At 53.7% G+C, this 1,178-nt stretch carries 3 protein-coding genes; all 3 read right to left on the reverse strand.

Going from position 1 to position 1,178, the window contains the following annotated elements; translation table 11 throughout:
- Nucleotides 1–71: hypothetical protein (locus tag ACIPZE_RS28870; protein ID WP_400776835.1), on the reverse strand; the 71-nt coding region annotated here is incomplete at its 3' end.
- A gap of 221 nt (nucleotides 72–292) precedes the next feature.
- Nucleotides 293–658: a 50S ribosomal protein L7/L12 gene (rplL, locus tag ACIPZE_RS28875; protein ID WP_053124318.1), complete on the reverse strand. Its 366-nt coding sequence runs from the start codon at nucleotides 656–658 to the stop codon at nucleotides 293–295.
- A gap of 78 nt (nucleotides 659–736) precedes the next feature.
- Nucleotides 737–1,178, reverse strand: a 442-nt coding sequence (gene rplJ, locus ACIPZE_RS28880; RefSeq protein WP_400776834.1) for a 50S ribosomal protein L10, incomplete at its 5' end; no start/stop codon positions are given.

The raw sequence follows: 1,178 nt of genomic DNA on the forward strand, positions 1-1,178 counted from the left end.
ACATCCATGACGTCCGGCAACTTGCTAAAGTCCTTGCGGATACGTTTTTTCTCAGTATATGAGTAAGCCATCAGCGTTCCCCAGCTTGGTCACCTGCTTGTTTGGCCCCTCCCGACGGGAGCAGCCAGAAAATCGTGCAAACCCCATGGTTTGCGCCACCGCATCGGGTGGTTACAGCGCCTTTATCAGCACCGACCCAGTCGGCTGCCAATAACGGAAAAAGGCCGGTGGCAAGAGCCACCAGCCATCAGCCTGTCGCTTGACGCTCGGGCTGGAGGTGCAAAGTCGAAAGTTACTTAACTTCGACTTCAGCGCCTGCTTCTTCCAGCTTCTTCTTCGCGTCTTCAGCAGCTTCTTTCGAAACGCCTTCAGCGATAACCTGAGGAGCGGTGTCAACCTTCTCCTTGGCTTCTTTCAGACCCAGACCGGTCAGTTCACGTACAGCCTTGATCACGTTGACTTTCTTCTCGCCAGCGCCTTTCAGGATAACGTTGAACTCGGTTTGCTCTTCAACAACAGCGGCAGCAGCAGCTGGACCAGCAGAAGCAGCGGCAGCGGATACGCCGAACTTCTCTTCCATTGCCTTGATCAGCTCAACGATTTCCAGAACCGATTTTTCGCCGATTGCGTCGATGATTTGTTCGTTAGTCAGAGACATGACTTATTTCCTGAATTGGGGGATAGCCTGGAGGCCATCGAAATAAACAAAAATACGCGAGAGAGGAAACGCTCAGCCTTAGGCTGCAGCAGCTTCTTTCTGGTCGCGAAGTGCCGCCAGAGTACGAGCCAATTTGCTGGTAGCGCCTTGAATCACGCTCATCAGCTGAGAAATTGCTTCGTCACGGGTCGGCAGGCTTGCCAGAACGTCGATCTGATTAGCTGCGAGGAACTTGCCCTCGAACGCAGCTGCCTTGATCTCGAACTTGTCCTGACCTTTAGCGAACTCTTTGAACAGACGAGCAGCAGCGCCCGGGTGTTCATTGGAGAATGCGATCAAGGTCGGGCCGGTGAACACGTCGTTGAGAACACTGTATTCAGTGTCAGCAACAGCGCGCTTGAGCAGAGTGTTACGTACAACACGTACGTAAACGCCAGCTTCACGAGCCTCTTTACGGAGTCCGGTCATTGCGCCTACTGTTACGCCACGTGCATCAACCACGACAGCGGACAGAGCGACT

The sequence above is a fragment of the Pseudomonas sp. NPDC089741 genome (assembly GCF_044748825.1).
GTDB lineage: Bacteria > Pseudomonadota > Gammaproteobacteria > Pseudomonadales > Pseudomonadaceae > Aquipseudomonas > Aquipseudomonas helmanticensis.

Coding starts and splice junctions, on each gene's coding strand:
- rplL (WP_053124318.1), bottom strand. CDS start 658: ATGTCTCTGACTAACGAACAAATCATCGACGCAATCGGCGAAAAATCG.